Here is a 10,250-nt window from a genome sequence, read left to right as displayed (position 1 = left end):
GCAATCGGCTCATTTTGGGGTGAGCCAGTTGCATGAGCCGAATCTTGTAATAGTCAGGACCTGTCACCAATTGGTTCGCCTATATATGGGCTCTGACCTGCGAACTAGTCAAAGGGATCACATTGGCTCAGTCATCAACCAAATCGGCTCAGTCACCTCCCACCCCTATAAGGGTGGGAGATGAGCCAATGGCAGCTTGTTTTGATGCTTCGAACAAGAAGACTCGTCGAAGCATGACTGTCGAAGCTCATGGACTAGTCGAAGCCGCTGCCAATAGCCACGGGCCCGCAATAGCCCCTGATTGCCCGCCTAGCCGACGAAAACCCCTGACTCTAGCGTGCGGCTATGGGCTACAGGAGGAGGCCCGATGAGGCTGTCGCAATCGGAAGCCGAAATGGTCGGCGCTCTTGTCGCAGAAGCGGTAGCACGCCGACTCCGTGTCAGTGCCAACATTCCGCCCTGGCTGATTCATCTCCGCAGTCGGGTCAGACTCGAATTGAGTGTCGGCAGTACCGATAGCGGAAGGGTGCATGAACTCGCAACCGCTATTGAATCGGAATTAGCGATTTCCGCAGTCGGAAATGCCGGTAATGCGAATAAGTCAGAATCTGAAATAGCGGATGGCACTTCTGCATTGATCGGCGCGAAAGAGGCGGCACGCCTAATTGGTTGCACCGATCGGCAAATCAGGAATCTAGCTGCCGATCTCGATGGTAGGAAGGTCGATGGTCGCTGGCTGTTCAATCGACGCGTAGTTCTCGCCTACGCGGCAGGCAGGCAGGAGTGAGCCGATGGGGACTATCACACCGGGGCAGATAAAGACCATCTCACGCTGCCGCTGTCGGCGCGTACACCGTAGCTACAGAACATTCGCCAAGTGTTTGTACCGCAAGCGCTGGGAGCCTATCCGCGGTGACGGTCCATTCGCAGTGCTGATCGACCCACTTAGCGACGATTGCTTCGAGGTCCACCTTTGCCCCACTGAAGAGAATGCGATGGCCTTCTATAAGGAAACGCAGCAGTACGACCTATGTAGGCATCGTGCGAAACGAATTGTTCGGCTAATTAATACCCCTCGAATTACGCGAATAAAAGAGGCTAGATAGAAATGCTCCGTGATAATTCGGACCGGTGGAATTGATTGGACTAGGAATGAGCGAGATCGATAACATCGGCGCGACTGAAAATCTTACGGTCGATGCCGGAAAAATTACTCCACGGAATATCCTTGCATCGGCTAACCATCACGAGCCAATCGGCGACAGGAATTATTCCAGCGCTCACAGTTATTGTCTCTCGTCAACCCTCTTGACAAATGGATTTCTGTCTGAATTTCGACTACGTGCACATGCATTTAAGCCTGTGACCTGCGGTTATGCCTTGAGTAGGAATATGACTGCATTGTCAATAGGTGGGGCACCCGGAAAACTTCCGATATCCGCTACGTCCAACCTCCTTTGGGGAGGGCGTCTCTCCCCCCGCGTCAAGCCCTGGAGTGAAAACCGTAAAAATTCCTGTTTCGCTCATAGGGGTAATTAAATGCGAATTGAATTAAATGACAATAAATCAAATGCAATTCCCGAGTCGACAAATAAATCAATTGGAGCAGCAAGCAATTTAATCGAAACAACCGACCTGGGCCCATATCGTAAATGGTCCGCCCCCGAATTTGTTCTGTGCAATGTCTGTGGAAACAATCGCCGCTATTTCGGTCCCGGTGCCGCTAGTGAGCCGAAGCGCAAACCGAAACGCCGATGGTCATGGCTCAGTGGTGGCGATGATGAATTCGGCGAACTGTGCCCGAGTTGCGGCGCGATATAAATCAGTCAAAAGGAGAAGAGTAATGCCTATCAATATCCGAGTCTCGGACCTTATTGCCGCGGAGGAGCGGTTTGACGCTGCAGAAAAGGAGTTGCGCGAACACAGCGCTAGCGAAGAGTCGTCGACTTTTGAGTCCATCGACAAGCAGGGCCGCAAGTCCTTGAATGTGTCGGGGATTTACTTCGAGCGTCATGAACAGCTACTTCATCGCGTCGAGAAGGCCTATTACGACCTTGCGGCTATCCGCCGTCGTTTTGTGGAAGGGGTGTAGTCATTCATGCAGAAGCTCGAGAACTTTCGCCTACGGGGCATACAGCGGCCCGTTTCGAGCGGTGGCGCCGATTCGGGGCTGGCCGCTCGCGGGTCTCGAATCACAGCCTCTGTTCGTCGCAGCACGGGTTTCCGCGAATGCGCTGAAGACATGGCGCGGATCATCGAACGCCGCGGCACCGACAAGGCCAAGCGGATAGCGGCAGCATTGCGCGCTGGAGCGCCCGAAATTCGCGGCGGGGAGAAGCGGAGTTATTCAATCGTCAAAGCGAAAGGACTGTAATGCTTACGCCTAGAGAAGTGGCAAATGACAACTTCGCCCTAATTCGTTCAATGGGCCGCGGAACCGTGATCGGAGCCGACCGGCGCGAAGTCGATACGGAGCGACTCGCCAGTGCTCATCGCGCCGAGGCTGCGATTCAGCGGGCGTTGGCGGGACCAGTCAAGCAATATTCGGCTGAACCAGATGACGCGCAGTTGCGCGCGATGCTCGGCTATGTGCGGGGGCGCATCGGTGAACTCAAGGCGCGTCTTGCAGATGCCTCGCCCGAGTCGTCGCCTGCATAACTAGCAGGCGATCCGTGCCGCCTAGAGAATGATTTTCCCTGGGGTTTCTTCCTTTGACCCACAGGCGAATCGTGCCACATTCTCTAGGCGGCACCTTTTCCCAAGGAGCTTTGTCATATGCGAGACATGCGATGGGAAGTCACTGGATTTGGTGCGCTCCCACGTCGATACAGCTCGCCGAGCTTATCCGCGCCATGAATCGACCAGTGAAGATCGTTGCCGGGGCCAGTCACAATGGCGGCGAGCCTTACTCTCTGGCTATGTACTTGATCGACGCTTTCAAGCTGCTGAACGCGGCGACGACCGCCTGATGGCCACCGAGTTCGACACCCGCACCGAGTGGTTCCGAAGTCCGCGAGTGTGGCCGCTGATGGTCGAGCACTTGCGGACTCGGGGCCGCCCGGTCGCGGTGTGGTCGGGTGCGTGCTCCAGCGGCGAAGAGGCGTACTCCATGGCGGTAACGCTCGACCGCGAGGGCATTGACGGCACCGTGTACGCGTCCGACATCGATAGGAGGCTCGTGCGGACGGCCGAGAAAGGCGAGTATCCGCGCCCACAGTCGCCGCTGCTGTCCGATCGGGACCTACACAGCTACTTCGCTCAGGTAGGCCGTCGATACGTGGTGCGGTCGACCATCCGCGACCGGGTCGAGTTCGGGACCGCCGAACTCGGCGTCGACACACCGCCTCGGTGCGATATCGCCATGTTGCGCAACGTATGGCGACACCTGACCGAGGATGCCAAGGAGGTTGCCGCCCGTGCCGTTGCCGACGCTATCGGCCCGGACGGTCGCCTCGTGCTGGGCGGAAGCGATTTCTTCATCCAGGACGCGGACGGCACGTGGCGATCACTCGGTGACCCTACGTTCCGCAACGCCACCCAAGCGGATGTCAACGCCGCGTCAGACACGCTCCCTCATGCCCTGCCTGCGCTTCGTGCACACTTCACCCCAGCCGAGCACCCGATGATCTGGCGGACCCGCTACCCATAGCTTCTATTCACTGTCAGGCTTGAACGGTGGGACGCGATCGAAGTCCGGCGGGTGGTCGTACTTCTCGATCGTCGCTTTGCTCGTCGACGGGTCCTGTAGCACGAATTCCCAAGGGCCGGAGTTGATGTCGAAGTTCTTGCCGTACCCGATCCATTTGCCAACCAGTCGATGCCCGGTCGGTTCGATCAGTAGTTGGATGGCCCCGTTGTACCGGGCGCCCCGGTAGTAGCCGTGTGGGTCGGTGTCCTCGGTCCATGTCCCGGTCGCGACTCCGCCGTCGATATCGAGCTCCATGCTCATGACCGATGGCGCTGAGCCGGGCAGGCTCCGCACGGTGAGGTGGTCGCCGTGCTGCAGGATCACCACGTAATGCCCGGTGCTGAAGGTCTGCTTCCGGCCGGACGAGTAGTACTCATAGTGGCTCAGCCAGATACCGCTGTAGTTGCCTGGATTGGCGCGCGGCCGTGGCGCGGTGGCAGGCCGCTGGAGTTTTGTCGGTTCGGCGGGCTCGACATCGTGGCCGCCGTGGCCATCGTCGGTTACGTGGGCCATGGCGAAGCCGAGGTGCTCGATCGGTAGCCCGAGGACCCGTTCGAGTGCGCTCGCATGTGAGGGCCGTGGGGTGCGGGTGGTGCCCGACTCCCAGCGCTGGACGAGTCGCTTGTTTGCGCTAGAGCATCCGATATCGCGCAGTGCGCGGGCAAGGTCATCTTGGCTCATAAGCCGCCCCATCCGCGCGGCGCGTAGGGCGGTGTTTGGTGCGGTCATGCGGGCCACGATAGACCTTGCGGGCAGATAATGACACCCAAATGTCGCCCTCTGAGGTACCGATTGGACGTCAGTCGCGACGCCGCGCGGTCACGCCTTCCGGGAACACGCTGGTAGATACCCGACGCGCCGAGATTCCTCCCGAAGGCTTTCGGCGCGTTGGGCTTTCCCCTTCCAACGAGTACGACACACACCAAGGCGGCACGCCCATGACCGCGGAACTCATCGCCACCCTCGTAACAGGTGGGGCGGTTCTACTGCTCGGCTTCCTGCTGTTCATCTTCCTGCCATGGCTGCTAGACCGAGGCGGCGAAGCGCTACCGGACGGCGCGATTCGGGCCGCCGACATCCTCGACCGCATCGGCGACGACGGATCACTGCGCACCGATTCGTGGCAACTCGAACCGTCCCATCGCGCACCGGCCGAGGGTTACACCACGGAGCAGGCGCACAAGGCGATGCAGCGACATCGCGAGTGTGCCACCGATATGTGCCCAGCGAAGCATTCCGCGTTTTGGACTCTCGTCGACGCCGGGCGCGCGGTACCCGATGGGCGGTTCCAACGATGAGCGGCATCACCCCCGAGCAGGCTCGCGCTATGGATCGCTGCGACATCGCTCCGTACAACCTCGATATGGAGCGAGCCAACGGCATCGTCCGGATCCATGCCGAGAAAGGCACGTGCACACCGGATACCTGCTACCGGCTGGCTGCTGCTGTCGGGTTCCTCGACGATGCTGGCAAGCCTGCGGGTATCCGGGTGGCTGCGGACGGAAACGTCTCGGTGGTCGACGCGGACGGTTGGCTCGAGGATGCCCCCTCGACGGGCGAGCGGTCCGCCATCGAGGACGGCAACACCATCGCCGTTGACCCGGTTGAAGTCACCGATCATCCACAGCGGGCGCTGCCGCACGCTGAATAGAACGTGTCTGTGGCGCGTGCACGCCGCAGTGGCGACGGAACGCCCCGACCGTGCGTGGTCGGGGCGTTTTCGTGTGCCCACAATCTGCCCACAATTGTGGGTGAAACCGGGTGATTCAGCATGACTCACGGTGATGTATTTTCGCAGGTAGAACCCGGATCGGTCCCCCCGTCAGGGGCCTAATCCGGGTTCGATTCCCGGCAGCTCCACGAAAGGCCCGGTCCACACGGACCGGGCCTTTGTCGTTTCGGTTGATCGTTCGGGACTACACGCACACTCCGCCGAGGTTCACCGCCGTGACGTTGGTGTACCCGGCTGCTGGTTGGTAGTCGGGGAGGCCGTCGTAGTAGACGGCGCTGACGATGTGCTGGCCCGCGATATCCGGAATCCAGAGGATGCTCGCGGTGCCGTTGGAGATCGGGACGGTTCCGACGATGTTGCCGCCGAGGCCGGGCAGGCGGCTGGTGAATTCGACAACACCGCTTTGTACCGGGGTGCCATCGGGGCGCTGCACCCGCGCCTGCGCAGTCTGTCCGCATCCGACCGACGCGATACTGGTCGTACCGAGTGTCGGGCCGGTCATCACCACCGAGAGGGTCGGGGCGATCGCCGCATTCGCTTGGGGTGCAAAGGTCGTCGGTACTGCCAGACACGCCGCCGCCAGCGCCACACCGGCCGCGCCGCGCGAGAGTCCGCCCATCATGCCTGCCTTTCGCTGTGCCGACCGGGCCCCGCATGGCCCGGCGTAGGTTGTCGCACGGTACCTGAGACGTGGATCACGTTGAGGCAAGCCGCGCCGAGAATTCCGGGAAAGCCGTTCATGGGTGAACTGTTGCTACGGCCTGATGACCGGGATGTCCGGTCCGAGCTGAGGGAGCCCCGCATTCCCGCCCGAAACCGCGTCGCACGGAGTTAGTGTTGCACCGCGCCACATAGCCACGTTCCAGCAAACCGCGAATGGAGCGTTATGGGACACAGGACGGGTATCGCCGCGTACATTGCAGCCGGGCTGTTGATCGTCACGGGTTGCGCAACATCGACGGACTCCACCGGAACTTCCACGCGATCGACTTCGCCCGAGCCCGCGTATGCCGCCGCTCTTCGGCCGGTGATCACCACGTTGATGAAGGACAACGCCATTCCAGGCGCTGTTGTGATCGTCAAATCGCCGAAGCAGGGCAATTGGACCGCGGCATTCGGTACTCGAGCCATCGACTCGAATGAGCCGATGGCTGTTGACGATTACTTCCGGGTCGGCAGTAATACCAAGACGATGACGTCGACGGTCATCCTGCAGTTGGTGCAGGAAGGCAAGCTTTCGCTCGATGATCCCATCGACAAGTATTGGCCCGGCGTGCCGAACGGTGATCGGATCACGATAGCTCAGCTCAATGAAATGCGAAGCGGGCTATACAGTTACACGTTCGACCCGCAGTTCAATGCCGCGCTCGACAACGAGCCGCAGAAGGTCTGGACACCCGAGGAATTGCTGGCCATCGCGTTCGCGCACCCGGTGAACTTCCAACCCGGGGAAAAGTTCGAGTACAGCAATACCAACTTCATCCTGCTCGGGCTTGTCATCGAGAAGCTCACGAAAAAGACGGCCACTGAGAGCTTTCAGCAGCGAATCTTCGAGCCATTGAGTCTGAAGCACACATCACTGCCCGCGCCAACGGACTCCTCGATTCCGGAGCCCCATCCCCAGGGCTATGCCTTCGGCACCAACGTTTCCACCATCGACACCTACGCGCTTCCTCCCGCGCAACAAGCCGAGGCCGTCGCAGGCACCCTGAAACCGGGCAACCAAACAAATATCAATGTGTCTTGGGCGTGGACCGCTGGTGGTGCGATCTCGACGGCGGACGATATGGCGACGTATGTGAAGGCGCTCGTCGGCGGTGGCCTACTCGATGCGAAGATGCAGAAGATTCGGTTGGACAGCATTGCGCCGATCGATCCGGCGAATCCGGACCAAGCCGGATACGGTCTCGGCATTGTGCGTTTCGGTACCCACCTCATCGGCCACGACGGTCAGCTACCGGGGTTCATGACGTTCATGGGCCACGATCCGGCATCGGACATCACCATCGTGGTCGCCACGAACCTCGCGGCGGTTCCGTCGGGCGAGGGGTCCGCCCTTGTGCTGGTCAAAGGCATGCTGCCGACCTTCTACGGTGCTGATGCCCTACCGGGCAAAGCGACCGCGAGCCCGACGAGCAGTTCCGCCGAAACAACGACGAGCGGTCGATGACAGGTGCCATTGGCGAGCGTTCGCGGCGTGATCTGGTCGCCACGTGGGAAATCGGGCCCTCTGCCTATCGCCGCGCCATATACCGAATGCGGCAGCGCTGAGATCGAGTTCGGTCATTCTGCCGCGGATGATGTTCATGATTCGCGCGGCTTCGGGCTTGCTCTTTGCGGGACAGTCGAATTCTGTGCTCCGTGGCTGTGATCCGAGCCGAGCAGATGGCAGCGACGACGATCATGACGGTCAACGCAACGCTGGAAACCGCGTGAGCTGAAATTTACGCGCCGACGACCGGGCCCGGAAGATAATGCGACGTAGCGGGCACATGAGGAGGAAGCCGTGCGGTATCAGGCCGGGGTGGATGCGACGTTGCGAGTCACCGTCGAGTTCACCGATACGGCGCGTCGAACGCTCGACATCTCGTGGTCGGCCGCCAACGCATCGGCCGCCCGCAAGAAGTTCGAGTACGCGCGAATCTTCCTGGTGGCGCTGGATAATGATCCGCAGCGGATGTACCTCGACCTCGTGGACCGACGGCCGTCGGCATCAGTGTCACTGCCCGCTGAATTGACCGACGGCGAGTACGCCATCGAAGTCGACGCCTATGGCAGCGCGAGCTGGGGTGATGGGCGGCTGGACGCACGCGGCCGCAGTGCCTCGTTCACGATCGGCTCGCGCGAATAGCGACACATACACCCAAGGCTTCGTAACCCAATCGGCCGCAACCGAACACCGGCTAGGGCCGAAGGTACGAAGCAGAGTGGACAAAGAACTCTGGGGTCGGTCGGCCGCGCGGCGGACCATAGCGGGGCGTGCACTCTTTGTCGGGGGAGTGGACCCACCGGGGTCACCACATGGGGCGCGCTCCCACCGAACAAGGCGCAACATGGCAATCTCCTTGCGAAAGTTCGCAATCGGCATAACTCTGATCACGGCGGTTTCGCTCGGATCGGCGGCATGCGACACCGGCACCACGCCCGCCGCGAAAACGACTCCCTCGGCTACCCTCGCCACTCGTATTCAGCTGACAACAACAACATCTGCTGCTCCGAGTGCGGTGACATCGGTGCTGCCCCTCCCGCCGGCGGCACCGTCTGCCACGCCGCCCACTACGGCGGCTGTTCCGCGATCCGTTGTCCCACAACCTGTCGCCACCACCGCTCCGGCGGACGTCTACTACCCCAACTGCGATGCCGCTCGCGCTGCGGGTGCGGCACCACTGCACCGCGGCGATCCCGGCTATCGCTCGAAACTCGACCGCGACAACGACGGAATCGCTTGCGAGTAGCGGACCGCCGCCTCGATTCCGCCGCGATCAGGGTTCTGCTTCCACCACTGTCGGCGTAGCCTCGGATCTGTGCTGCGCCGCCAGCAGATGCACCAGCTCGATCAGAATGCCTACGGTCATGAGTCCGAGCACCTGATCATTTCGCGGTGGCCAGCCCGTGAATCGCAGGTCGATCGACTCAGCGCCGAGTTCGTCGAGTCGATCAGGGACGAATCCGTACGAACCCGGTTGTCCGGCGCGACGATCGCGTTTGCGGCGGACGTGATGACAACGACAACAAAATCTTCGATCCTCGATCGAAGACTCTGGTCGCAGACCGGCACCGCGCCCTGCGGGCGATATCCTGGCCTGCCGGGGTGTTGGTACATCAGATTGGTTGTGAATCAATGCAATTCGCCAGTTCGAACCGTTACCCTGGGGACATGACCGCGATGCGGCTTGGTAACGGTATGTGGTCGATTCTGCGGGTCGCCTGCGCGGGCGTTGGCATCAATTCCACAGACGCCCAACTACTGCGAGTGACGGGGGAGATCGACTACCGGTTGCCCGGCGGTGTGTTAGCGCGGATCGCTGCGCCCGGACAGGACGGTGCCGCCAAGCGTGCGGTCGATGTCGCCCGATGGTTGGAGTCCGCCGGAATCTCAGCGGCACAAGTGGTTTCGGATATTCCCCAGCCGGTGGTGGTGGACGGTCGCGCGGTGACCTTCTGGCATGAGTTGCCGCGGCACCGCGCGGGCACACCCGCGGAGGTGGCCGCGGCGCTGACACGTTTGCACGGACTCGCGTCGCCGGCCGATACGGAAATCGGACAGGTGGCGCCCTTCGTCGGACTCGATGAACGCATCGACGCCGCACACACCATGAGCGCGGACGACAGATCCTGGATGCGTAGGCATTTGGCGGAACTGCGCGGTCGCTGGGCCGCGCTGCCGACCGGTCGACCATGGTCGGTCATCCATGGCGCGGCGTGGAGCGGCAATGTGGTTGTCGCGGAGGACGGCAGCGTGATCCTGCTCGATACCGGGCTGCTGTCGTTCGGTCCGCCGGAATGGGATCTGGTGCATGCGGCGATCGAATGCGCGTCGTTCGGCTGGATCACCGATGCGCAGTATGCCGAGTACTGCCGGGCCTACGGCAGTGATGTGATGCGCTGGGACGGCTTCTATCTGCTGCGCGATATCCGGGAGTTCCGGATGGTCACCATGGCCGCGCAGGCAGCGTCCGCGAATTCGGAGTACCAGGAACAGGCGGATCTGCGCCTGGGCTGTGTGCGTGGCGATATCGGCCCGCGGGTGTGGGACGGGTGGACGGCGCTGTCATAACGTGCTGGCGCCGCCGAGCGGCGGACGTCCGGGAGGGCGTCCGCCGCAGCGCG

General features: G+C 61.4%; 14 protein-coding genes. 12 read left to right on the top strand and 2 right to left on the bottom strand.

Features of this window, described 5'->3' with window-relative positions; translation table 11 throughout:
• Positions 1–367: 367 nt before the first annotated feature.
• From ACIBG0_RS25165 to ACIBG0_RS25145, 5 genes are all read left to right on the top strand, one after another.
• Positions 368–787, top strand: a complete 420-nt coding sequence (locus ACIBG0_RS25165) for a hypothetical protein (RefSeq protein ID WP_397035417.1) — start codon at positions 368–370, stop codon at positions 785–787.
• 1,056 nt (positions 788–1,843) lie between these two features.
• The gene (locus ACIBG0_RS25160; protein WP_397035416.1) at positions 1,844–2,092 is read left to right on the top strand and encodes a hypothetical protein; all 249 of its coding nucleotides are present in this window, start codon (positions 1,844–1,846) and stop codon (positions 2,090–2,092) included.
• Positions 2,093–2,098: 6 nt separating this feature from the next.
• Positions 2,099–2,374, top strand: a complete 276-nt coding sequence (locus ACIBG0_RS25155) for a hypothetical protein (RefSeq protein ID WP_397035415.1) — start codon at positions 2,099–2,101, stop codon at positions 2,372–2,374.
• 17 nt (positions 2,375–2,391) lie between these two features.
• Positions 2,392–2,658: a hypothetical protein gene (locus ACIBG0_RS25150; protein WP_397035414.1), complete on the top strand. Its 267-nt coding sequence runs from the start codon at positions 2,392–2,394 to the stop codon at positions 2,656–2,658.
• A gap of 310 nt (positions 2,659–2,968) precedes the next feature.
• Entirely contained in the window at positions 2,969–3,649 is a 681-nt protein-coding gene (locus ACIBG0_RS25145) for a CheR family methyltransferase (RefSeq protein WP_397035413.1), read from the top strand.
• A gap of 3 nt (positions 3,650–3,652) precedes the next feature.
• On the opposite strand, the gene ACIBG0_RS25140 is transcribed toward ACIBG0_RS25145, so the two are convergent.
• The gene (locus ACIBG0_RS25140; RefSeq protein WP_397035412.1) at positions 3,653–4,417 is read right to left on the bottom strand and encodes a multiprotein-bridging factor 1 family protein; all 765 of its coding nucleotides are present in this window, start codon (positions 4,415–4,417) and stop codon (positions 3,653–3,655) included.
• A 209-nt stretch (positions 4,418–4,626) separates the two neighbouring features.
• Between ACIBG0_RS25140 and ACIBG0_RS25135 the strand changes: the two genes are divergently transcribed.
• Positions 4,627–4,986 (top strand): hypothetical protein, encoded by a 360-nt coding sequence (locus ACIBG0_RS25135; protein ID WP_397035411.1) that lies wholly within the window; start codon positions 4,627–4,629, stop codon positions 4,984–4,986.
• Positions 4,983–5,339, top strand: a complete 357-nt coding sequence (locus tag ACIBG0_RS25130; protein ID WP_397035410.1) for a hypothetical protein — start codon at positions 4,983–4,985, stop codon at positions 5,337–5,339. Before ACIBG0_RS25135 ends, ACIBG0_RS25130 begins: the two co-directional genes overlap by 4 nt.
• 265 nt (positions 5,340–5,604) lie before the next feature.
• Here ACIBG0_RS25130 and ACIBG0_RS25125 read toward each other — a convergent pair whose 3' ends face one another.
• Complete coding sequence (locus ACIBG0_RS25125) at positions 5,605–6,039, bottom strand: hypothetical protein (protein WP_397035409.1); 435 nt, start codon at positions 6,037–6,039, stop codon at positions 5,605–5,607.
• Positions 6,040–6,447: 408 nt separating this feature from the next.
• Here ACIBG0_RS25125 and ACIBG0_RS25120 point away from each other — a divergent pair, with 408 nt between their 5' ends.
• The 5 genes from ACIBG0_RS25120 (at position 6,448) to ACIBG0_RS25100 (ending at position 10,197) form a co-directional block, all read left to right on the top strand.
• Entirely contained in the window at positions 6,448–7,590 is a 1,143-nt protein-coding gene (locus ACIBG0_RS25120) for a serine hydrolase domain-containing protein (protein ID WP_397035408.1), read from the top strand.
• Positions 7,591–7,926: 336 nt separating this feature from the next.
• Positions 7,927–8,271 (top strand): hypothetical protein, encoded by a 345-nt coding sequence (locus ACIBG0_RS25115; RefSeq protein ID WP_397035407.1) that lies wholly within the window; start codon positions 7,927–7,929, stop codon positions 8,269–8,271.
• A gap of 202 nt (positions 8,272–8,473) precedes the next feature.
• On the top strand, positions 8,474–8,875 hold the full coding sequence (locus ACIBG0_RS25110; protein ID WP_397035406.1) for an excalibur calcium-binding domain-containing protein: 402 nt from the start codon (positions 8,474–8,476) through the stop codon (positions 8,873–8,875).
• Positions 8,876–8,944: 69 nt separating this feature from the next.
• Positions 8,945–9,301 (top strand): hypothetical protein, encoded by a 357-nt coding sequence (locus ACIBG0_RS25105; protein WP_397035405.1) that lies wholly within the window; start codon positions 8,945–8,947, stop codon positions 9,299–9,301.
• Entirely contained in the window at positions 9,298–10,197 is a 900-nt protein-coding gene (locus tag ACIBG0_RS25100) for a phosphotransferase family protein (protein ID WP_397035404.1), read from the top strand. The genes ACIBG0_RS25105 and ACIBG0_RS25100 overlap by 4 nt, the downstream gene beginning before the upstream one ends.
• Positions 10,198–10,250: the final 53 nt, after the last annotated feature.

Source organism: Nocardia sp. NPDC050630, from assembly GCF_044457245.1.
Classification (GTDB): Bacteria; Actinomycetota; Actinomycetes; order Mycobacteriales; family Mycobacteriaceae; genus Nocardia.
This window is presented reverse-complemented; position numbering and strand designations above follow the sequence as displayed.

Excerpts from the sequence above, each read along its gene's own strand:
- ACIBG0_RS25160 (WP_397035416.1), top strand. The coding sequence starts at position 1,844 with ATGCCTATCAATATCCGAGTCTCGGACCTTATTGCCGCGGAGGAGCGG.
- ACIBG0_RS25135 (WP_397035411.1), top strand. The coding sequence starts at position 4,627 with ATGACCGCGGAACTCATCGCCACCCTCGTAACAGGTGGGGCGGTTCTA.
- ACIBG0_RS25110 (WP_397035406.1), top strand. The coding sequence starts at position 8,474 with ATGGCAATCTCCTTGCGAAAGTTCGCAATCGGCATAACTCTGATCACG.
- ACIBG0_RS25155 (WP_397035415.1), top strand. The coding sequence starts at position 2,099 with ATGCAGAAGCTCGAGAACTTTCGCCTACGGGGCATACAGCGGCCCGTT.
- ACIBG0_RS25125 (WP_397035409.1), bottom strand. The coding sequence starts at position 6,039 with ATGGGCGGACTCTCGCGCGGCGCGGCCGGTGTGGCGCTGGCGGCGGCG.
- ACIBG0_RS25100 (WP_397035404.1), top strand. The coding sequence starts at position 9,298 with ATGACCGCGATGCGGCTTGGTAACGGTATGTGGTCGATTCTGCGGGTC.
- ACIBG0_RS25130 (WP_397035410.1), top strand. The coding sequence starts at position 4,983 with ATGAGCGGCATCACCCCCGAGCAGGCTCGCGCTATGGATCGCTGCGAC.
- ACIBG0_RS25165 (WP_397035417.1), top strand. The coding sequence starts at position 368 with ATGAGGCTGTCGCAATCGGAAGCCGAAATGGTCGGCGCTCTTGTCGCA.
- ACIBG0_RS25145 (WP_397035413.1), top strand. The coding sequence starts at position 2,969 with ATGGCCACCGAGTTCGACACCCGCACCGAGTGGTTCCGAAGTCCGCGA.
- ACIBG0_RS25140 (WP_397035412.1), bottom strand. The coding sequence starts at position 4,417 with ATGACCGCACCAAACACCGCCCTACGCGCCGCGCGGATGGGGCGGCTT.